A 20,928-nucleotide genomic window follows, 5' to 3' on the forward strand; every position below is an offset into this window, starting at 1 on the left:
AGAGAGGCGTGAGCCACGTGTTCCTGCTGTTGTCGACCTCCGACACCGACCTGCTCTCCGCGCGCGCCGCGAACGAGGCCGACGCGCCGGTCGGGTGGCGCTACGCCAACCCGACCCGCACGTCCGTGCAGGACCTGCCCGATTTCCTGGAAGGGACCGACCTCGTCGTCGTCCGCCTCCTCGGTGGGCGCCGCGCCTGGGAGGAGGGCCTCGACGCGCTGCTCGCGCCCGACCAGCCGCGGCCCGTCGTCGTCCTCACCGGCGAGCAGGCCCCCGACGCCGAGCTGATGAGCGCCTCGACCGTGCCCGCCGGCATCGCCGCCCAGGCCCACGCCTACCTCGCGCACGGCGGCACCGAGAACCTCGGCCGGCTCGGCGCGTTCCTCTCCGACACCGTCCTGTTCACCGGCCTCGGGTTCGACCCGCCCTCCAGCGCCCCCTCGTGGGGATCGTTGGGGTGCACGGGCGCCTGCGCCGCGACCCCCGGACCGCGCAGCGCGTGCGGCGTCGCCGCCTGCCGGGCGTGGCGAGGAGCCGAGACGTCGCGGCCGACGGTCGCGATCCTCTACTACCGGGCCCACCACATGAGCGGCAACACCGACTTCGTCGCCGCCCTGGCCGACGCCGTCGAGGCCGCCGGCGGGCGGGCCATGCCGCTGTACGTCGCGTCGCTGCGTGCGCCCGAGGCCGAGCTGCTGGCGACCCTGCGTGAGGCCGACGCGATCGTCACCACCGTGCTCGCCGCCGGTGGCTCGACCCCCGCCGCCGCCCAGGCGGGCGGCGACGACGAGGCCTGGGACGCGGGGGCACTCGCCGACCTCGACGTGCCGATCATCCAGGCGTTCGCACTGACGAACAGCCGCGCGCAGTGGGAGGCGAACGGCGACGGCGTCAGCCCGCTCGACGCGGCCACGCAGATCGCCGTGCCCGAGTTCGACGGCCGGATCATCTCGGTCCCGTTCTCGTTCAAGGAGATCGACCCCGACGACCCGGCCGGGCTGCCGCGCTACGTCCCCGACCCGGAGCGGTGCGCCCGCGCTGCGGGGATCGCCGTCGCCCACGGCCGCCTGCGGCACGTGCCGGTCTCGCAGCGGCGCGTCGCCCTCGTCCTGTCGGCGTACCCGACGAAGCACGCCCGCATCGGCAACGCCGTCGGCCTCGACACCCCCGCCAGCACGATCGCCCTCATCCGGGCGATGGCGGAGGCCGGGTACGACGTCGGCCCGCTGACCGGCCCCGACGCCCTCCCGGGCCTCGAGTCCGGCAACGGCGACGAGCTCATCCACGCGATCATCGCCCGCGGCGGCTACGACCAGGCGTGGCTCACCGACGACGAGCTCGCGCACAACCCGCTGCGCGTGCCCGTCGCCGACTATCGACGCTGGTACGCCGACGTCGACGCCGATCTGCGGGCCGACGTCGAGCGCACGTGGGGCGAGGCCCCCGGCGAGCTGTACGTCCACGAGGGGGCCGACGGCTCCGACCTCGTCTACGCCGGTCTGCGGGCGGGCAACGTCGTCCTCTTCGTCCAGCCGCCGCGCGGGTTCGGCGAGAACCCGATCGCGATCTACCACGACCCGGACCTGCCGCCCACGCACCACTACCTCGGCATCTACCGGTGGCTGCAGGCCCGCGGCGACGACGGCGGGTTCGGCGCGGACGCCGTGGTCCACATCGGCAAGCACGGCAACCTCGAGTGGCTGCCCGGCAAGGGGGCGGCCCTGTCGAGTTCGTGCGCGCCGGACGCCGTCCTCGGCGACCTGCCGCTGGTCTACCCGTTCCTCGTCAACGACCCCGGCGAGGGCACGCAGGCCAAGCGGCGCGGCCACGCCGTCCTCGTCGACCACCTCGTGCCGCCGATGACGCGCGCCGACAGCTACGGCGACATCGCCCGCCTCGAGCAACTCCTCGACGAGTACGGCATCGTGTCGGCGATGGACCCGGCCAAGGCGCCGGCCGTCCGCCAGCAGATCTGGACGCTGCTCCAGGCCGCGAAGCTCGACCACGACCTCGGCCTGCGCGGCGACGGCCCCGACCTCGCCGACGGCGACGCCTTCGACGAGCTCGTCCTGCACGTCGACGGCTGGCTGTGCGAGATCAAGGACGTCCAGATCCGCGGCGGCCTGCACATCCTCGGGCAGGCGCCGGAGGGGGAGCCGCGGGTGGCCCTCGTCCTCGCGATGCTCCAGGCGAGCCAGCTCTGGGGCGGCACGAAGGCGCTGCCGGGGCTGCGCGAGGCCCTCGGCCTCGACGAGTCGCGCTCCGGGCCCCGCAACCGCACCGACGTCGACGCGGTGGAGGCCGTGGCGCGCGACCTCGTCGAGGCGATGGAGGCGCGCGGCTGGTCGCCGGACGCGATCGAGGAGGTGGCGGCGACCGCCCGGCCCGCGATCGCCGGCGGCGAAGTGGACCACGAGGCCGTGCGCGCCATCCTGGGCTTCGCCGTGAGCGAGGTCGTGCCCCGCCTCGCCGGGACCGACGCCGAGATCGACGCCGCTCTGCACGCCCTCGGCGGCGGCTTCGTCCCGTCGGGGCCCTCGGGTTCGCCGCTGCGGGGGCTCGTCAACGTCCTGCCGACCGGTCGCAACTTCTACGCAGTCGACCCGCGCGCGATCCCCAGCCGCCTCGCCTACGAGACGGGCTGCGCCCTCGCCGAGTCGCTCGTGGCCCGCTACGTGGCCGACCGCGGCGAGGTCCCGGCGTCCGTGGGCCTGTCCCTGTGGGGGACGTCGGCGATGCGGACCGCCGGCGACGACATCGGCGAGGCGTTCGCGCTGCTCGGGATCCGCCCGGTCTGGGACGACGCCTCCCGGCGGGTCAAGGGCCTCGAGGTCGTGTCGACCGAGGAGCTCGGCCGGCCGCGGGTCGACGTCACCCTGCGCATCAGCGGCTTCTTCCGCGACGCGTTCCCGCACGCCGTCGCCCTCCTCGACGACGCCGTGCGGCTCGCGGCCGAGCAGGACGAGCCGGCCGAGCTGAACTTCGTCCGCGCCCACGTGGAGGCCGACGTGGCGGCCGGGGTCGAGCACCGGGCCGCGACGACCCGCATCTTCGGCTCCCGCCCCGGCACGTACGGCGCGGGCCTGCTCGAGCTCATCGACTCCCGCGACTGGCGCACCGACGCCGACCTCGCCGCCGTGTACACGACGTGGGGCGGGTTCGCCTACGGGCGCGACCTCGCCGGCGTGCCCGCGAGCGAACAGATGACGGCCGCGTACCGGCGGATCTCCGTGGCGGCCAAGAACATCGACACCCGCGAGCACGACATCGCCGACTCCGACGACTACTTCCAGTTCCACGGCGGCATGGTGGCGACGGTGCGGGCGCTGTCGGGGACCACCCCGGAGGCCTACATCGGCGACTCCACCCGCCCCGAGCACGTCGCGACCCGCACGCTGCTCGAGGAGACCTCGCGCGTCTTCCGCGCCCGGGTCGTCAACCCCAAGTGGCTCGAGGCGATGCGCCGCCACGGGTACAAGGGGGCGTTCGAGATGGCGGCGACCGTCGACTACCTGTTCGGGTACGACGCGACGACCGACGTCGTCGCCGACTGGATGTACGAGCGCCTCACCGCCGAGTACGTCCTCGACGAGGAGAACCGCGAGTTCCTCGCCGCGTCGAACCCGTGGGCGCTGCACGCGATGAGCGAGCGGCTCCTCGAGGCCGTCGACCGCGGCATGTGGGCGGCGCCCGAGCCCGAGACGCTCGAGGCCCTGCGCACCGCCTACCTGCAGACCGAGGGCGACCTGGAGGAGGCGAAGTGACGGCCGGGGCCGGCGGCGCCGCCGGCATCGTCGGGAGCGTCGGCGGCGGGAGCTCGGCCGACGGACCCGCCAAGGGCGGGGGACCGGTCCTCTTCCCGTTCACCGCGGTGGTCGGCGCCGACGACCTGGGGCTCGCGCTGTGCCTGTCGGCCGTGAGCCCGGCCATCGGCGGCGTCCTCGTCCGAGGTGAGAAGGGGACCGCGAAGACGACGATGGTCCGCGGGCTCGCGCGGGTCCTGCCGCGCCACGCCGTCATCCGCGGGTGCCGGTTCGGCTGCGACCCGGCCCGCCCCGACCCGGCCTGCCCCGACACCGATCGCCACGAGACGGCCGTGCCGGCGGTCGAGCGCGCGACGCCGCTCGTCGAGCTGCCCGTGGGTGCGAGCGAGGACCGCGTCGTCGGGTCGCTGCACCTCGACGCCCTGCTCTCGAGCGGGCGGGTGTCGTTCGAGCCGGGGCTGCTCGCCGCCGCGAACCGCGGGGTCCTCTACGTCGACGAGGTCAACCTCCTGCCCGACCACCTCGTGGACACCCTGCTCGACGCGGCCGCCACCGGCACCGCCCGCGTCGAGCGCGAGGGCGTCTCCGTCGGCCACGCGGCCCGGTTCGTCCTCGTCGGGACGATGAACCCCGAGGAGGGGGATCTGCGCCCGCAGCTCCTCGACCGCTTCGGGCTCGTCGTCGACGTCGCCGCGAGCCGCGACCCCCGCTCCCGCGTCGAGGTCATGCGGCGCCGCCTCGGTTTCGAGGCCGACCCGTCGGGGTTCGCGGCGCGGTACGCGGCGTCGGAGGAGCGGCTGACCGAGCGGATCGCGCGCGCCCGGGCCGCCGCGCCCGGTGTGGGCCTGCCCGACGCGGCGATGACGAAGATCGCGACGATCTGCGCCGAGTTCGACGTCGACGGGCTCCGCGGCGACCTCGTCACGGCGCGGACGGCGCTCGCCCACGCCGCGTGGCGAGGCGTGGCGCAGGTGGCCGACCGCGACATCCGCGCGGCCGCCCGTCTCGCGCTGCCGCACCGCCGCCGCCGCAACCCCTTCGACACGCCCGAGTCGGCCGCCGCCGAGCTCGAGGAGATCCTCGACCGCGTGCTCGGGCCCGAGCCGCCGCCCGACGACCCCGACCCGCAGGACCCGGAGCAGGGCCCGGACGGGCCCGACGCGCGCGACGAGCCCGGTGCGGGTGACGACGGCGGACGCGACGACGGGAGCGGGGACGACGGGGGAACACCGCCCCCGGACACCGCGCCGCCGGAGCCGCCGCAGCCGCCGCCCTCGTCGGAGGCGTCCGACGCGGACCGGCCGGACGGCGCCCAGCGCGCCGACGGCGCGCAGGACGCATCCCGTCCCCACGAGCCCGACGAGCCCGACGAGCCCGAGACGCCCGACGCGCCGGCGGGCCCGGGGGCCGCGCGTCCCCAGGCGACGCAGCGGGCGGGGGCGCCGTTCGCGGCCCGCCTCCTCACCCTCGACCGGGTGGGCCGCGGGGCCGGCGGCCGACGATCGCGGGCGCTGACGACCGTCGGTCGGCACCTGCGCGGCGTGCCGGCGGCGGATCCGCGCGGCCGCGGCGTCGCGGTCGGCGACACGATCCGCGCGGCGGCCGGGCAGCAGCTCGCCCGGGGTCGCGCCGCGGGCGACGTGGCGGCGCCGCTCGTCCTCGCCGGCTCCGACCTGCGCCGCAGCCTGCGCGAGGGCAAGGAGGGCAACCTCGTCGTCTTCTGCGTCGACACGTCCGGGTCGATGGGGGCGCGCAGGCGCATGGCCGACGTGAAGACGGCCGTCCTCTCGCTCCTCGTCGACGCCTACCAGCGGCGCGACAAGGTCGCCGTCGTCACCTTCGCCCGCGGCGCCGCCCAGGTGCTGCTGCCGCCCACCGGCAGCGTCGAGATGGGCCGGGCCCGCCTCGACGCCGCGCGCACGGGCGGCCGGACCCCCCTGGCGGAGGGCCTGACCGCCGCCGCGGACCTCATCCGCCGCGAGAAGGCGCGCGACCCCCTGCGCCGGCCCCTGCTCGTCGTCCTCACCGACGGACGCGCCACGCACGGCGCGAACGCCGTCGCCCGCTCGCGGGCCGCCGCGGCCCGCATCGCCGGGATGGGGGTGAGCAGCGTCGTCCTCGACTGCGAGTCACCCCGGGGCGTGCGCCTGCACCTGGCCCGCGACCTCGCCGGCGTCCTCGGCGCGCGCCTCCTGCCGCTCGACGAGGTCGACCTCGCCTCGGCCGCGCGCCCGCGGCGGCACCCCGGCGCGGCCTGAGGCGCGGCGACCCGGTCCTCCCATCGGGGAGCGCCCTCCCCCGCTCGACGGGGACGGACCGACCCGACGACCGTGGTGCGCGCCGCCGGCCCGGGCGCAGCCTCGGGGCATGACGACGACACGACACCCGACCGACGCCCCCCACCGCGGGGCGCACCTGCACCTCGACCCCCGCTGGGTCAGCGTCGTGCTCGCGATGGCGGCGGCGAACCTCACGTACGCCGTGCTGCACACCGGCCTGCGTCTCGACCTCTCGGTCGTCGGCCCCGGCGGGACGACGACCGCCCCGAACGGCCTGACCGTCACGCTCGTCAGCCTGGGCGCCGGCTTCGCCGGGTGGGGGCTGTTCGCCCTGCTGCGGTCCGTGACGACCCACGCCCGGATCGTGTGGCGCGCGATCGCGGGCACCGTCTACGCCCTCTCCCTGCTCGGCGTCCTCGGAGCGACGAGCCTCCCGGGTGCCGCCGGTCTCGCCGTGCTGCACACGGTCGTGGCGGCGATCCTCGTCGTGGGCATCCCCAGCCGACGCGCGTGCACGTGCAGCCCGGCCGCCGGCGCCGTCGTGGGCGAACGCCGGAGCCCGGTCGGTCGGGCGTGAGTAGCGTGGGATCCGTGCCGGACCCGTGTCAGGGAAACCCAGGCCTGCGGCGGGCGGACGGTCGGCCGGCACCGACCGCTCGATCCCGCCGGGCGGGGATGGCCGCGGTCCTCGTACTCGCCTTGTTCGTCGTCGCACAGCTCGTGGCCGCGCTCGGATCCTCACCGACACCGGCGGAGCTCGCGCTCGACGTCGGCGTGTCCGTCGTGCTGCTCGCGCTGCTGGCGCTGCTGGTGTTGCTTCCGGTCCGTCCCGTCCGTCCCGTCCGTCCCTTCCGTCCGGGCGTTCCGCTCGCGGCGGCCCTCGCCGCCGGTGCCCTGGCCGCCCTCTCGCCGGTGGCCACCCCCGTCGCGAGCGCCGCCATGCTGTGGGTCGCGAGGGCCGACGACCGGCGCTCCGTCGGGGCCGCCGCGGCGGTCGGGATCGGCGGGCACCTCGTCCTCGCGGCGTGGCGGCCCTACCCCGGCCTGACGTGGGCGTGGTGGGCCCTGCTCGTCGTCGCGGCGTACGCGATGCTCGTCGGCTGGGGCCGGTGGGCCCGGGCACGCCAGGACGTGCTCGCCGCGCTGTGCGAGCGCGCCGAGCGGGCCGAGACCGAGCAGGCGGCGAAGGTGGACCTCGCCCGCCGCGCCGAGCGGGCGCGGATCGCCCGCGAGATGCACGACGTGCTCGCGCACCGGCTCTCCCTCATCGCCACGCACGCCGGGGCGGTCGAGTACCGCCCGGACGCCTCACCGGAGCGCATCGTCCGCGCCGCGGGCGTCGTCCGCGAGGGGGTCCACCAGGCCCTCGACGAGCTGCGTGACGTCATCGGCCTGCTGCGGGACCCTCCCGAGGCGCCCGAGACCGGGTCGCCGGGCGGCCGACCCGCCGGGGGCGCGGCGGACGTCGGCGCCGACCCGACGGGCCTGGCCGCGCCCCAGCCGACCCTGCGCGGCGTCCCCGCCCTCGTCGACGAGACCCGCGCCGCCGGCACTGCCGTGCGGCCGCGAGTGGCGTGCGACGCCGCCGCCGTGCCCGCGACGACGGGCCGGACCGCCTTCCGCGTCGTGCAGGAGGCGCTGACGAACGCGCGGCGCCACGCGCCCGGGGCGCACGTCGAGGTGAGCATCGACGGGCGCGTGGGCGCCGGCCTCGACATCGTGGTGGCGAACGCTCGGCCGCCCGGCCCGGCCGTGGCGCCCGGTGCTGATCGCGCACTCGCCGCTGAACCGGCCGCGGCCCGCGGGTCGGGGTCCGGCCTGCTCGGTCTCGCCGAGCGTGTCGCGCTGCTCGGAGGGACGATGACGACGGACGCGCGATCCGACCGGTTCGTGCTGGAGGTGTGGTTGCCATGGCCGACCTGAGCGCCGGGAGCGATGCGCAGGTCGGCGACGCAGCGCCGATCCGCGTGCTCATCGTCGACGACGACCCGCTCGTGCGCAGCGGCCTCGTCATGATGCTCGACGGGGCCGGCAGCCTGTCCGTCGTCGGGGAGGCCGGCGACGGGGCCGAGGCGGTCGACGCCGTCGTGCGGACGCGGCCGGACGTCGTGCTCATGGACCTGCGGATGCCGAGGGTGAACGGCGTCGCGGCCACGCGGGCCCTGCTCGCCCGCCCGGAGCCCCCTGCCGTCATCGTGCTCACGACCTTCGACTCCGACGAGAACGTCATGGCGGCCCTGCGCGTCGGGGCCGACGGGTTCCTCGTCAAGGACACCGAGCCGGCCCAGATCGTGCGCGCGGTCGAGCGGGTCCACGCGGGGGAGCCGATCCTCTCGCCCGACATCACGCGCCGCCTCGTCCACCAGGCGGTCGACCTCGCCGAGTCCCGGGCGCGGGCCCGGTCGGCCCTGGCCGGCATGACCCCCCGCGAGCGGGAGGTCGCGCTCGCCGTCGCCCGCGGCGAGTCGAACGCGCAGATCGCGCGCGAGCAGCACATCGGCATGAGCACGGTGAAGACGCACGTCTCGAGCCTGCGGACGAAGCTCGGCCTCGTGAACCGGACCCAGCTCGCCGTCCTCGCCCACGAGGCGGGCCTGCTGTGACCCGGGCGACGGCGTGGGCGGCCGGCACGAGGACCGCGATCATCGACCGGGTGCTGCGGACGCCGATGCTCGTCCGGGCGCCCTTGCCGCTCTTCCGGTCCGGCCTCGGCTGGGTGCTCGCGGGACGTTTCCTGCGCCTGACCCACACGGGGCGGCGCTCGGGCCTCCCGCGCGAGGCGGTCCTCGAGGTCATCGGTCGGCCCGACCCCCCGACCTACCGCGTCGTCGCCGGCCTCGGCCGGCAGGCGCAGTGGCTGCGCAACGTCGAGCGCTGCCCCGACGTGCTCCTCGACGTCGGGTGGCACCGCGCCGCCCCCGCCGTCGCCCGGGTGCTCGCGCCCCGGGACGGTGCGGCCGCCCTGTCCGCCTACGCCGCCGCCCACCCGGCGGCGTGGGGCGTCCTCGGCCCCGTGCTGGACCGGCACGTCGCACCCGGGGACGTCGGCTACTCCGGAATTCCCGTCGTCGACCTCACCCTCGTCGAGGGCGGTCGCGCGCCCGGGCCGGTCGGCCGCTCACGCGTAGCGCGGACTCGTTCCCCCGGCGTCGAGGAACGCCCGGGCCAGCGGTGAGGTCGACGTGCGGGCGACGCGCACCAGGAAGTCGTCGCCGACGGGAGTCTCGCCGGTGAGCCGCTGGTAGGAGGCCCGCATCGACTGCAGGTCGTCGAAGAGGTCGCGCAACCCACCCTCCTGCAGCTGCGCCAGCCGGGCGTAGCTGACGAACATGGCGGCGGCGGGCACCGAGGCGCCGTCCGACGGCGGCCAGTCGAACGCGTACCCGCAGTGTTCCTGCAGCAGGCGCCGATCGCCCGGCGTCAGCGGCCCGATCGGCATCCGCACGGCGCGGCCGTCCGACCCCGCAGGTCGCCGCGACCGCTCGTCACCGTCACCCATCTCCACCCCGCCTCCCGGATCACGCGTCTCGCGCCTCCGATCGACCACCTGGGCCCGCATCTGACGACCGTCGCCTCTCCTCCGGGGTCGACGAACCATTCGGGCCGGGTCGACCTGACCCGTCGGCCGGGCCCAACTCTCTGACCTGCACCTTCGCGCGGAAGCTGCTCCGGCCGCGCCATCGACCCGGCCCGAATGGTTCTTCGTCCCACTGTCCCGACCGGTCGGGTCGCGCTCCGCTGGTGCGTCGGCCCGCTGCTACAGCCCCAGCCGTGCGGCGGAGATGCGGGCGCGGAAGATCGTCTGCAGCCCGCGGCTCGGCAGCGGGCGGGGGAGCGCGGCGATACGGTCGGCGAGCGCCGGCAGTCGTCGGTGGCCGCCCGCCGCGAGGCCCGCGGCCACGGCGATCGCGGCGAGGGGGTGGAAGTCGAGCGCGCTGTGCCCGAGCCCGCGCAGCGGGACGAGGATGCCGTCCGGGGCGAGGTCGACGGCGCGCTGCGCGACGACCCGCGGCGTGCGCAGGTCGTACTCGCCCGAGACGACCGCCACCGGCCCCGCGAAGCGGGCCAGCGCCGCGGGGAGGTCGTACGGCTCACCGGAGAACGGCCCGAATCGCTCGCCCACGTGCGCGAGCACGACGTCCGGGTCGAAGGGCAGGCCGTCGGGGGCCGGCGCGTAGTCGAGCTCCTCGTAGGCGATCCGCCCGACGAGGTCCATTTCCATGATGTACGGGGTCGGCGCCTGCGTCTCCCGCGCGGTGAGGTGCAGGATCTCGTCGTAGGCCCGGCGGCCGCGCCCCTGGGACAGGGCGACCGCGAGGTGTTCCCACGTCCTCGGCCCGGCGAACTCGTAGACGGCGCGGGGGACGGCGGCCCCCGGGTCGTCGGGGTAGGTGCCGGCGGCGTGCAGCTCGCGCACGATGCGGGCGGACTCGCGGGTCGCCGGGGTGTCGCCCGCCCAGAGGATCGAGCGCAGGTTCTCCTTGACGACCGCCGAGTCGCGGGCGGACAGCATCGGCGAGTCGAGGACGAGCCCGGCCACGCGCTCGGGGTGGTCGGCCGCGAACGCCTGCGCGAGGTAGGTCCCGTAGCTCGCGTCGTAGACGACGGCCCGCCCCACGCCGGCGTCGTCGAGGACCGCCGCGAGGTCGCCGACCACGGCGCGGATGTCGATCGCCGCCGGTGGCAGGTCGCGCCCGGCCTCGTCGCGCCGCGAGAGCCCGACCCCGCGGTGCTCGACCATGAGCGTGTCGAGCCCCCGGGCGGCGGCCCGCGCGCGCAGGAACGAGTAGGGCGCCACCGACGCCATCCCCGGTCCGCCGGGGATGAACAGCACGGGCGGGATCGCCCCACCCGCTCCGGACGACGCCGTGGTCGGTGTGCGCACGTAGCGCAGCGGGAACGTGGCGTCCGAGGCGGAGGTCACCGGCCGGTGCACGGTCCGCAGCCCCGGCGTGGCGAGGAGCTTGTCCCGGAGGCGGCCGGCCTTCGCGAAGGGATCGGGGGAACGGTCGGCGGCGCTCGTGGTCACCCACCCACGGTAGGCGGGACGCCCGCCGCCGTGGCGTCGCCCCCGGACTGCGACCTGCGGGGATCGACGGATTTGTCGAGCTCCTCGACGGAGCGGCGGCTCGAGGCCGCGGCCGCCCGGGTGGGCCGTCAGGAGACGGCGTCGACGGCGGTGCGGAGCTCGACGAGGTGCCGGGCGTGCGCCGCGAGCGCCGCGTCCTCGTCGGAGGCCGGCGCCCACGCGGGCACCGGCACGGTGCGGCCGTCCTCGTCAAGGGCGACGAAGATCGTCAGGCAGTGGGTCGTCTCCTCCAGCGCGCCGGTCGTCGGGTCGCCGGAGCGGACGTGGACGCTGATGTGCATGCTCGAGGTGCCGGTGAGCAGCAACCGGGCCTCCACCTCGACGAGGTGCCCGATCTGCAGGGGCCGGTAGAAGCGGACGCCGCCGGTGTACACGGCGACCGTCGAGGCGTTGCCGGTCCATCGCGTCGCGAGGACGTGCGCGGCCTCGTCGATCCAGCGCATGACGATGCCGCCGTGCACCTTGCCGCCCCAGTTGATGTCAGTCGGCGCGGCAAGGAACCGCAGGACGATCCGCGGCGCGGTCCCCGCGTCGGAGTACGTCTGCTCGGCCATCGCCTCCTCGATCTGCCTGCGCAGCCCGACGCGCCGCGCCGCCGAGGACTCCAGCTCCCGCTCGTCGTCGCTGTCGGGCCGGAACTGGTCGACCGGGGTCGGCCGACGGTCGGCGTCCATCGCAACGAAGACCATGAGGCAGTCCGTGGCCGGTTCGAGGCGGCCCTCGCGCGGGTCGCCCGAGGCGACCGTGACGCGGATGTGCATGCTGCTGCGGCCGGTGAGGACGATCCGCGCGCGGGCCTCGACCATGTGCCCCACGGGGATCGGCCGGGTGAAGCGCACGTTGCCGACGTACGCGGTGACGGCGTACGTGTGCCCCCACCCGGCGGCCGCGGCGTAGCCCGCCTTGTCGATCCACTCGAGCACGCGGCCCGCGCCGACGGTCCCGGTGTACCCGGCGTCGGTCGGGGCGGCGAGGAAACGGAGGGTGACGGACTCGGCCGGAGTGTGCACGCCCGAGTTATACCAGCCGGTCCGCCACCGACCCCGCCGAAAGTCCGCGGTCGGCGATAGGCTTCCTCGAATTCCGCTTCCCCCGAAAGGACGTCGACGATGAGCGACTCCGCGTGGCAGATCGCCGCGATGCTGATCTACCTCGTGGCCATGCTCGGTATCGGCTGGTGGTCCTACACGCGCACGCAGGACCTCGACGACTACATGCTCGGCGGTCGTGATCTCTCCCCGTCCGTCGCGGCTCTGTCGGCCGGCGCGTCGGACATGTCGGGCTGGCTGCTCATGGGCCTGCCTGGTGCGGTGTACGCGAGCGGGCTCGTCGAGGCGTGGATCGCCGTCGGTCTGACCATCGGCGCGTGGGTGAACTGGAAGGTCGTGGCACCCCGGCTGCGGTCCTACACCCAGGTCGCCGGCAACTCCATCACCGTGCCGAGTTTCCTCGAGAACCGCCTGCACGACGGTTCCCGCCTGCTGCGCATCGCCTCCGGCGCGATCATCCTCGTGTTCTTCACGTTCTACGTCAGCTCCGGGATGGTCGCCGGCGGCGTCTTCTTCGAGAGCTCGTTCGGGCTCGACTACCGCACCGGCATGCTCGTCGTCGCTGGTGTCACGGTGGCGTACACGCTTTTCGGAGGCTTCCTCGCCGTCAGCTACACCGACTTCGTCCAGGGCGTCATGATGGTCACCGCCCTCGTCGCGGTGCCGCTCGTCGGCCTCGTGGCGGTGGGCGGCCCCGGCGAGGTGGGCACGGCCATCCGCCACGTGGACCCCTCGCACCTCGACATGATCCGGGGCGCCACCGCGATCGGCGTGATCTCCTCGCTCGCCTGGGGCCTGGGGTACTTCGGCCAGCCACACATCATCGTGCGCTTCATGGCGCTGCGGAACGCCCAGGAGGCCAAGGCCGGTCGCCGCATCGGCATCGGGTGGATGCTCTTCTCCGTCGTCGGCGCGATCTGCACCGCGCTCGTCGGCATCGCCTACTTCGTCCAGCACCCCGAGCTCGCCATCGCCGACCCGGAGACCGTGTACATCCGCCTCGGACAACTGCTCTTCCACCCGCTCATCGCGGGGCTCATGCTCGCTGCGGTCCTCGCGGCCATCATGAGCACGATCAGCAGCCAGCTCCTCGTCACCGCGTCGGCGCTCGTCGAAGACCTCTACAAGGTGATCGGCAAGCCGCAGGCCGACGCGCGGTACGTGCTGCTCGGGCGGCTCGCCGTTCTCGCGGTCTCGCTCGTCGCGGCGGCCATGGCGTGGAACAAGGGCGGCACGATCGTCGAGCTCGTCGCGTTCGCCTGGGCCGGGTTCGGCGCCGCGTTCGGGCCGACCGTGCTGCTGGCGCTGTACTGGCGCAAGCTCACCGCGACCGGTGCCCTGGCGGGCATGATCGTCGGCGCGGCGGTGGTCGGCATCTGGGGCGCGCAGTCCGGCGGCGTCTTCGAGCTCTACGAGATCCTCCCCGGCTTCGTGGCCAACCTCGTCGTGGCCGTGGGTCTGAGCCTGGCCACGTATCGCCCCGACGCGGCGACGCAGGCCGAGTTCGATGAGAGCAAGCGGTTGGCGGAGCTGGCCGTGGCGCAGGAGCCCGCCGCTCGATGAGCGGGCTCGGGTAGGCTGCGCGAGCCGGCCTGCGGGCCGACACCCATCCGCTTCACGGACGGTGGATCAGAGGAAGCCGGTGCGACGCCGGCACGGTCCCGCCACTGTGTCCCCGGTCCGCGCATCGCGGCGCCGGGGGAGTCAGGAACTCTGGCCGTCCACGTTCCCGAAGGCGCGGACCTTCGAGGAAGGCAGCCACGCATGCCCCAGGGTCGCCCCGACGCCGTCCCCGACGACGGCCTGACCACGCGCCAGCGCCGCAACCGCCCGATCACCGCCGTGCACACCGGTCCCGGCAAGGGGAAGTCGACGGCGGCGTTCGGGATGGCGTTGCGCGGCTGGAACCAGCGCTTCGACATCGGCGTGTTCCAGTTCGTCAAGTCCGCGAAGTGGAAGGTCGGCGAGGAGGAGGTCTTCCGTCGCCTGCACGAGCTGCACGAGCAGACCGGGGAGGGCGGGCCCGTGCAGTGGCACAAGATGGGCTCGGGCTGGAGCTGGACCCGCACGAGCAGCGGCGAGGACACGCAGGAACGCCACGCGGCCGATGCCCTCGAGGGGTGGCAGGAGATCCGGCGGCGTCTCGCGCAGGAGCGGCACGATCTCTACGTGCTCGACGAGTTCACCTACCCGATGAAGTGGGGCTGGGTCGACGTCGACGAGGTGTGCGAGACCCTCGCGAACCGCCCCGGCAAGCAGCACGTCGTCGTCACCGGACGCGACGCCGACCCCCGTCTCCTCCAGGTCGCCACCCTCGTCACCGAGATGACGAAGATCCGGCACCCCATGGACGACGGCCAGAAGGGTCAGCGGGGCATCGAGTGGTGAGCGCCTCCCCGCTTCCGCGCGTCCTCGTCGCGGCGCCCGCCTCGGGCAGCGGCAAGACGATGCTCGCGACCGGCCTCATCGCGGCCCTCGGCGAGCGCGGCCTCGTCGTCTCGCCGCACAAGGTCGGCCCCGACTACATCGACCCCGGATACCACACGGCCGCCGCCGGCCGGCCCGGGCGCAACCTCGACGCCCACCTCGTGGGCCCCGAGCGGCTCGTGCCGCTCCTGCGCCACGGGGCGGCCACGCCCCGGCCCGCCGACGTGGCCGTCATCGAGGGGGTCATGGGCCTGTTCGACGGGGCCCTCGGGTCGGGCGGCTTCGCCTCGAGCGCCCACGTGGCGACCCTGACCCGCACGCCGGTCGTCCTCGTCGTCAACTGCGCCGCCGCCTCGCGCAGCGTGGGGGCCGTGGTCCACGGCTTCTCCCGCTTCGACCCGAAGGTGCGCATCGGCGGGGTCATCCTCAACAACGTCGCGTCCCCGCGGCACGAGGCCGAGGCCCGCGCCGGGGTCGCCGAGGCGGGCGTTCCCGTCGTCGGGGCCGTACCCCGCCTGCCGGACGTCGTCGTGCCCAGCCGTCACCTCGGGCTCATCCCGGCCGCCGAACGTCACCCGGAGGCCCTGTCCGCGGTCGCCGCCCTGGCCCGCATGGCCCACGACTACCTCGACCTCGACGCGATCCTCGCCGTCGCCGCCACCGCCGGCGACCTCGACGAGCCCGCGTGGGACCCCGCCGCGGCGCTCGCGGAGGTGCGGGCGGCGGGCGCGGCCCCGGCGCCGGCCGGGTCGCCGCGCATCGCCGTGGCCGGGGGAGCGGCGTTCACGTTCGCCTACGCCGAGACGGCCGAACTGCTCGCGGCCGCCGGCGCCGAGGTGGTGCCGTTCGACCCGCTGCGCGACGAGGCCCTTCCGGCAGGCACCGACGGCGTGGTCGTCGGCGGCGGCTTCCCCGAGGTGCACGCGGGCGCACTCGGGGCGAACCGCGGCCTGCTCGAGGACGTGGCCGCGTTCGCGGCGGCCGGCGGCCCCGTCAGCGCCGAGTGCGCCGGGCTGCTCTACCTGGGGCGGGAACTCGACGGGGTGCCGATGTGCGGCGTCATCAACGTGCGCGCGAGCATGTCGCCCCGGCTCGTGCTCGGCTACCGCCACGCCGTCGCCCTGGCCGACAGCGTGCTCGGGCCCGCCGGGGCCCGGTTCCACGGTCACGAGTTCCACCGCACGCGCGTCGAGGTCGTCGGCGACCACCCGCGAGCTTGGGGCTGGGACCGTGACGGTCAGCCCGAGGTCGAGGGTTTCGTCGTGGGGCGGACGCACGCCTCGTACCTCCACACCAACTGGGCCGGGCGTCCGCGGGCCGCGGCCGAGTTCGTCGCGGCGTGCGGGGGATGGACGCCGTGACCAGCGTCGAAACGGCTGGGGCTCAGGCGCACGTCGAGGGTGGCGTGGGGTTCGACCGCGCGCCCGACGGCGCCGAGCTCGTCGTCGGGGTCGGCGTGCGCCGGGGCGCCACGGGCGAGGCGGTCCTGTCGGTCGTCCGGGTCGTGCTCGCCGTCCCCGCCGCGGCGAAGGCGGACTCGGGCCCGCCGACGAAAGGGGGGACAGGCGCGGAGGTCGGCGAACCGGGAGTGTCGGGGACGTCGAGCCCCGGGCGTCGCTCGGGTGCACCGACCTTCTCGGGTGTGCCGGCGGCGGTCGCGCTCGCGACGCGGGAGCGGCACCTCGACCATCCGGCCGTCCAGCACGCCGCTGCGGCTCTCGGCGCCCGGATCGTGGCGGTCGACGAGGCCGGGCTGGAGCGCGCCGCGGCGCAGGTCCCCACGCCCTCGGCCCAGGTCGCCGCCCTCACCGGGGTGACGGGCCGACCCTTGGCCTCCGTCGCCGAGGCGGCGGTCGTCGCCGCGGGCGCGCGGTTGCTCGTGCGCAAGACGATCGGTGACGCGTGCACGGCCGCGCTCGGCGTCGGCGCGGCCTCGACGACGTCCGGGACGGGCGACGTGGCGTCGGTCGGGGCGGCGGACGCGGCGGAGAACGGGGGGCCGCTCGACGCGCTGCGCCATCACGGCGACGCGGAGACGGGCTCGGGCCTCGTCGACCTCGCCGTCAACGTGGCCGTCTCCCGCCCCCCGGAGGTCGTGCGGCTCGCGATGGTCGACGCCCTCGCGGGCGTGGCCGCCTACCCGGACGAGCGCGCGGTCCGTGGCCACGTCGCGGCCCGGCTCGGCCTCGACCCGGCCTGCCTGCTCCTGACGAACGGCGCGGCCGAGGCGTTCGGGCTGGTCGCGGCCGCGCGGGCGTGGCGGCACCCGCTCGTCGTGCACCCCCAGTTCACCGAGCCGGAGGCCGCGTTGGCCGCCGCGCGGCACGAGGTGGCCCGCCACGTGCTCACCGGCGACGACGGGTTCGCCCTGCACCCGGGCGCGGTGCCGGAACGGGCGGACCTCGTCGTCGTCGGCAACCCGACCAACCCGACCTCGCGCCTGCACCCCGCCGCCGACCTCCTGCGGTTGCGCCGCCCCGGCCGGGTCCTCGTCGTCGACGAGGCGTTCCTCGACGTCGCCGACGACCCGGCGCAGACCCTTCTCGCCCACGCCGCCGGCTCGGGCGCCGACGACGGCGAGATCCTCGTCCTGCGCAGCCTGACGAAGACGTTCGGGCTGGCGGGGATCCGCGCCGGGTTCGTCGTCGGCCCCCCGGCGCTCGTGGCCCGGCTGCGGGAGTGCCAGCCCCCGTGGTCGGTCAACTCCGTGGCACTCGCCGCGTTGCGCGCCGCCCACTCGCCCGCGGGGGACGCCCACGTCGAGGCCGTGCGGGCCCGCACAGGTCCCTGGCGGGCCCACCTCGTCGCCACCTTGACCGGCGCCGGGTTCGACGTCGTCCCTGAGCCCGCGGGCCCGTTCGTGCTCGCGTCGCACCCGACGGCCGCCCACCTGCGCGCCGCGTTGCGCGAGTCCGGGTTCGCGGTGCGCCGGGGTGATACGTTCCCGGGTCTGGACGATCGGTGGCTGCGCTTCGCCGTCCGTCCGGCCGAGGTCGTCGACGCCCTCGCCGCCGCGCTGGCGCGCCTCACCGATCTTCCGGCCCCCCACGCTCCCGCCGTGGGATCCGCCGCCGATCCGGATCGTCCGACCCGCACCCCCCGGCGGACGCACCGGCCCCCGACCCCCCAGGAGCGCTCACGATGACCGCGCCCGAGATCGACTCGCGAGTCGCCGGCGCCCCGGAGGCGTCGTCCGGCGATCCCACGGCCCCCGGCGCCGCGCACGGGAGCGGCGTCGTCCCGCCGCTGCCGGCCGACGTGCGCGCCGCGGTCGCGCAGGTGATCACCGGCCGTCGCGACGTGCGCAGCGACTTCACCCTCGACCCCGTCGCCGACGACGTCCTGCTGCGCGTCCTCGAGGCGGCGCATCGGGCGCCCAGCGTCGGGCTCAGCCAGCCGTGGGACTTCCTCGTCGTCCGGGACGAGGTCACGCGCCGCCGGGTGCGCGACCTGGCCGCCCGGCAGCGGGACGTGTTCGCCGCGTCCCTGACCGCCGACCGGGCCCGCCGGTTCGACGGCCTCAAGGTCGAGGCGATCCTGTGCTCGCCGGTCAACGTCGTCGTCACGTGCGACCCGACGCGAGGCGGCCCGTTCACGCTGGGGCGGCACGCCGACCCGCGCATGGCGTCGTTCTCCGTGGCCACGGCCGTGCAGAATCTGTGGCTCGCCGCCCGGGCCGAGGGCCTCGGCGTCGGGTGGGTGAGCTTCTTCGACTCGGCCGAGCTCGCGGCCGAGCTCGGCCTCCCGGGCCACCTCGAGGTCGTCGCCTACCTGTGCGTGGGGCACGTGACCCGCTTCGCCGACGCCCCCGAACTGGCCCTGAGCGGGTGGGCGCGCCGTCGCCCCCTGGCCTGGGCCGTCCACCACGAGACGTGGGGGGCGCGCCGCCTCCCGGGAGGAGAACCCGTGTCCCTCGTGGACGAGACCGTCGTCGCGGTCGAACCCGTCGACGCGCAGGCCGCCGCGGCGGCCCGTGAGCGACAGCTGACCCTGACCAAGCCCGCGGGCGCCCTCGGCGAGCTCGAGGACGTCTCGGAGCGCCTCGCCGCCATCGCCGGCACCTGCCCGCCGCCGGTCCCGGAGCCGGCCGCCCTCGCCGTCTTCTGCGGCGACCACGGCGTCCACGCCCAGGGCGTGACGCCGTGGCCGCAGGCCGTCACCGGCCAGATGGTGGCGACGATGCTCGACGGGGGGGCGATGACGAGCGTGCTCGCGCGCGGGATCGGCGTCGAGGTGTGCGTCGTCGACGTCGGCGTCGCCGCGCCGGTGGCGCCCCGCCCCGGCCTGCTCACCCGCAACGTCGCGCCCGGCACGGCCGACATGCTCGTCGCGCCCGCCATGACGGCGCGGGAGTGCGAGCAGGCGATCGAGGTCGGCGTCGATGTCGCCCGCGACCTCGTGGCCCAGGGCAACCGGCTCCTGCTCACCGGCGACCTCGGCATCGCCAACACGACGTCCTCGGCGGCGCTCGTGGCCGCGTTCACCGGAGCCGACCCCGCGAGCGTGACGGGCCGCGGGACGGGCATCGACGACGCGATGCTCGCCCACAAGATCGACGTCGTCACCCGGGCCCTGGCCCGTCACGACGTCTCGCGCGACCGACCACTCGAGGCGCTCGCCGCGGTCGGCGGTCTCGAGCACGCGGCGCTCGTCGGCTTCGTCCTCGGCGCGGCCGCCCTGCGCACTCCGGTCGTCCTCGACGGCGTCATCGCGCTGTCCGCCGCGCTCGTGGCGGACGCCCTGGCCCCCGAGGCGCGCGGCTACCTCTTCGCCGGCCACGCGTCGGCCGAACCCGGCTGCCGGCGCGCCCTCGAGCACCTCGGTCTGCGCCCGCTGCTCGACCTGCGCCTCGCGCTCGGCGAGGGCAGCGGCGCCGTGCTCGCCGTGCCGATCGTGCAGGGCGCGGCCCGCGTCCTGCGCGAGGGCGCGACGTTCGAGCAGGCCGAGATCGAGGGTCGAGATGCCTGAGCCGGCACCGCAGCTCGACGTGTCCGGCCTGCGTCTGGCCGGGCGGCGCGTCGTCGTCGTCGGCGGCGCCGCGGCTGCGCTCGGGGCCGTGACCCGGCTGCTCGCCGCCCGCGCGAGCGTCGAGGTCTACGCCCCGCGGGTCGTCGACTCGCTGCTCGACCTGGCCGAGCGCGGCCTCGTGACGTGGCACGCCCGGGAGGCCGGGGCCGACGACCTCGAACGGGCCTGGCTGCTCGTGGCCGCCACCGACGACGCCGCCGACGACGCCGCGGCCCTCGCGTCCGCCGACGCCGCCGAGGTGCTGTCGGCCCTCGCCTCCACCGCAGCCCGGGCCGAGCAGGTCGGCGCCGCGCCGAACGCGGGCGTCGGGAGCGTCACCCTCGTCGGCGGCGGGCCCGGCGACCCGGGTCTGCTCACCGTGGCCGGCCGGGCCGCGCTCATGAGCGCCGACGTCGTGGTCACCGACCGCCTCGCCCCGCTGGAGGTCCTCGCCGACCTGCGCCCCGACGTCGAGGTCATCGACGTCGCCAAGATCCCGCGCGGCGCGTTCACCTCGCAGGAGCGCATCAACGAGATCCTCCTCGAGCAGGCCCGCGCCGGCCGCCGGGTCGTCCGGTTCAAGGGCGGCGACCCGTTCGTCTTCGGCCGCGGCATGGAGGAGGTCCTCGCGTGCCGGGAGGCCGGCGTCCCCGTCGACGTCGTGCCGGGCGTCACCTCCGCCGTCGCCGGGCCCGCCCTCGCCGGGGTTCCGGTGACGCACCGCGGCGTCGTCCAGGGCTTCGCCGTCGTCTCGGGACACGTCCCGCCGGGCGACCCCCGGGGGACCGTCGACTGGGCGAGCCTCGGTGCGAGCGGCGTGACGTTGGTCGTCCTCATGGGCGTCGCCACGCTGCCGGCCATCGCGGCCGCGCTGCTGGACTCCGGCCGCGACGGCGACACCCCGGTCGCCGTCGTCATGGACGCGGGCCTGCCGAGTCACCGCAGCGTGCGGACATCCCTGAGCCGCGCCGCGGCCGGCGACCTGCCCGGGGCGAGCAGCCCCGCGGTCACCGTCGTCGGCGACGTCGCCGGCTTCCTGCCCGAGGCGGAGACCGATGCGGAGGCGGACGCGTGAGCGGCGCGCAGGGGTGGCGCTGGCGGGGCACCGACGCCGCCGGCGCGCCGGTGACGGGGGTGGACGCCGGCCCGTTCCCGACACAGGGCGAGGCCGAGGCCTGGCTGGGCGAGGCGTGGGCCGACCTGAGCAACGACGGCGTCGCCGCGGTCACGCTGTGCCGGGGCGACGTCGAGGTCTACGGCCCGATGTCGCTCGAGGCCGGCTGAGCGCTCCGATCCGGCCGTGACCGGGCGGT

The 20,928-nt window shown here is 76.0% G+C and carries 16 protein-coding genes and 1 riboswitch; of the genes, 13 read left to right on the forward strand and 3 right to left on the reverse strand.

The annotated features are described in order from the left end of the window. The first annotated feature begins 17 nt into the window (after positions 1 to 17). The 6 genes from cobN to ICW24_RS06415 all read left to right on the forward strand — a co-directional run bounded on the left by cobN (position 18) and on the right by ICW24_RS06415 (position 9,218). The gene (cobN, locus tag ICW24_RS06390; protein WP_226345077.1) at positions 18 to 3,764 is read left to right on the forward strand and encodes a cobaltochelatase subunit CobN; all 3,747 of its coding nucleotides are present in this window, start codon (positions 18 to 20) and stop codon (positions 3,762 to 3,764) included. Further along, on the forward strand, positions 3,761 to 6,022 hold the full coding sequence (locus ICW24_RS06395; RefSeq protein WP_226344887.1) for a VWA domain-containing protein: 2,262 nt from the start codon (positions 3,761 to 3,763) through the stop codon (positions 6,020 to 6,022). The genes cobN and ICW24_RS06395 overlap by 4 nt, the downstream gene beginning before the upstream one ends. 109 nt (positions 6,023 to 6,131) lie before the next feature. Further along, on the forward strand, positions 6,132 to 6,620 hold the full coding sequence (locus ICW24_RS06400) for a DUF6069 family protein (protein WP_226344888.1): 489 nt from the start codon (positions 6,132 to 6,134) through the stop codon (positions 6,618 to 6,620). Between the two features lie 98 nt (positions 6,621 to 6,718). Further along, the gene (locus tag ICW24_RS06405) at positions 6,719 to 7,966 is read left to right on the forward strand and encodes a sensor histidine kinase (protein WP_226344889.1); all 1,248 of its coding nucleotides are present in this window, start codon (positions 6,719 to 6,721) and stop codon (positions 7,964 to 7,966) included. Continuing rightward, complete coding sequence (locus tag ICW24_RS06410) at positions 7,954 to 8,646, forward strand: response regulator (RefSeq protein WP_226344890.1); 693 nt, start codon at positions 7,954 to 7,956, stop codon at positions 8,644 to 8,646. The genes ICW24_RS06405 and ICW24_RS06410 overlap by 13 nt, the downstream gene beginning before the upstream one ends. Continuing rightward, complete coding sequence (locus ICW24_RS06415) at positions 8,643 to 9,218, forward strand: nitroreductase family deazaflavin-dependent oxidoreductase (RefSeq protein WP_226344891.1); 576 nt, start codon at positions 8,643 to 8,645, stop codon at positions 9,216 to 9,218. The genes ICW24_RS06410 and ICW24_RS06415 overlap by 4 nt, the downstream gene beginning before the upstream one ends. Here ICW24_RS06415 and ICW24_RS06420 read toward each other — a convergent pair. From ICW24_RS06420 to ICW24_RS06430, 3 genes are all read right to left on the reverse strand, one after another. Beyond that, positions 9,162 to 9,548, reverse strand: coding sequence for a hypothetical protein (locus ICW24_RS06420; RefSeq protein WP_226344892.1), 387 nt, complete (start codon positions 9,546 to 9,548; stop codon positions 9,162 to 9,164). The two genes, ICW24_RS06415 and ICW24_RS06420, sit on opposite strands and share 57 nt — an antisense overlap. A 252-nt stretch (positions 9,549 to 9,800) precedes the next feature. Then, a complete protein-coding gene (locus tag ICW24_RS06425; protein ID WP_226344893.1) occupies positions 9,801 to 11,072 on the reverse strand; it encodes an alpha/beta fold hydrolase in 1,272 nt (423 codons plus the stop codon). 128 nt (positions 11,073 to 11,200) lie between these two features. Next, complete coding sequence (locus ICW24_RS06430) at positions 11,201 to 12,142, reverse strand: acyl-CoA thioesterase (RefSeq protein ID WP_226344894.1); 942 nt, start codon at positions 12,140 to 12,142, stop codon at positions 11,201 to 11,203. 99 nt (positions 12,143 to 12,241) lie between these two features. Between ICW24_RS06430 and putP the strand changes: the two genes are divergently transcribed. The 7 genes from putP (at position 12,242) to ICW24_RS06465 (ending at position 20,899) form a co-directional block, all read left to right on the forward strand. Next, entirely contained in the window at positions 12,242 to 13,744 is a 1,503-nt protein-coding gene (putP, locus tag ICW24_RS06435; protein WP_226344895.1) for a sodium/proline symporter PutP, read from the forward strand. Between the two features lie 42 nt (positions 13,745 to 13,786). Next, positions 13,787 to 13,917: riboswitch (cobalamin riboswitch) on the forward strand. A gap of 28 nt (positions 13,918 to 13,945) precedes the next feature. Next, positions 13,946 to 14,569, forward strand: a complete 624-nt coding sequence (cobO, locus tag ICW24_RS06440; protein WP_226344896.1) for a cob(I)yrinic acid a,c-diamide adenosyltransferase — start codon at positions 13,946 to 13,948, stop codon at positions 14,567 to 14,569. After that, positions 14,566 to 15,969 carry a cobyrinic acid a,c-diamide synthase CobB gene (locus ICW24_RS06445; RefSeq protein ID WP_226344897.1) on the forward strand — a complete coding sequence of 468 codons (1,404 nt, stop codon included), beginning with the start codon at positions 14,566 to 14,568 and terminating at the stop codon, positions 15,967 to 15,969. The genes cobO and ICW24_RS06445 overlap by 4 nt, the downstream gene beginning before the upstream one ends. Further along, positions 15,966 to 17,753, forward strand: coding sequence for an Rv2231c family histidinol phosphate aminotransferase CobC (cobC, locus tag ICW24_RS06450; RefSeq protein ID WP_226344898.1), 1,788 nt, complete (start codon positions 15,966 to 15,968; stop codon positions 17,751 to 17,753). The genes ICW24_RS06445 and cobC overlap by 4 nt, the downstream gene beginning before the upstream one ends. Then, positions 17,750 to 19,576: a nicotinate-nucleotide--dimethylbenzimidazole phosphoribosyltransferase gene (gene cobT, locus ICW24_RS06455; RefSeq protein WP_226344899.1), complete on the forward strand. Its 1,827-nt coding sequence runs from the start codon at positions 17,750 to 17,752 to the stop codon at positions 19,574 to 19,576. Before cobC ends, cobT begins: the two co-directional genes overlap by 4 nt. Continuing rightward, positions 19,569 to 20,690 (forward strand): uroporphyrinogen-III C-methyltransferase, encoded by a 1,122-nt coding sequence (gene cobA / locus ICW24_RS06460; RefSeq protein WP_226344900.1) that lies wholly within the window; start codon positions 19,569 to 19,571, stop codon positions 20,688 to 20,690. Before cobT ends, cobA begins: the two co-directional genes overlap by 8 nt. After that, positions 20,687 to 20,899: a hypothetical protein gene (locus ICW24_RS06465; protein ID WP_226344901.1), complete on the forward strand. Its 213-nt coding sequence runs from the start codon at positions 20,687 to 20,689 to the stop codon at positions 20,897 to 20,899. Before cobA ends, ICW24_RS06465 begins: the two co-directional genes overlap by 4 nt. Positions 20,900 to 20,928 lie beyond the last annotated feature (29 nt).

Origin of the sequence: Agilicoccus flavus (genome assembly GCF_014857905.1) — a bacterium.
In the GTDB taxonomy this organism is placed as follows: domain Bacteria; phylum Actinomycetota; class Actinomycetes; order Actinomycetales; family Dermatophilaceae; genus Agilicoccus; species Agilicoccus flavus.